The organism is Salinimicrobium oceani, from assembly GCF_012037645.1.
Map to the genome: position 1 here is coordinate 1 of NZ_JAAVJR010000872.1, position 399 is coordinate 399.

Genomic DNA, 399 nt, shown 5'->3' on the forward strand with positions numbered 1-399 from the left:
CAAAGCGTTAAGGATACCAACCTGGTAGTACTTCTTGATGCAAAGGTCTATGCTTTGCATAGGCTTAACCGATATGAAGAAACACTTCCTTTAATTGACAGCCTTATAAAAGTAGCCGAATTGCAGGAGGATACCTATTTTCAGGCTAAAGCTCTGCATCGTAAATATTCCACTTATAGTTTTCTTTCGCGGCCGGAGGATGCCTTTGAGTTTGCTTTTTTATCGCGGCAGCTTACTTTAAAAATGGGAGACACTGCCGGTGCGGGAAGACGTTCTCTCGATATGGCCAATACTCAATTCTCTCTGGGAGATTATGCCGGGAGTCAGGAATCGGCAACAGAGGCGCTGAAATATCTTAATATTGATACCGACAGGAAATATGCGGGTTCTGCCCATAAT

Annotated in this window: 1 pseudogene; it reads left to right on the forward strand. The window is 43.6% G+C overall.

Features of this window, described 5'->3' with window-relative positions:
• Window positions 1-399 (forward strand): annotated as a pseudogene (locus tag HC175_RS19820) (tetratricopeptide repeat-containing sensor histidine kinase); the annotation flags it as partial.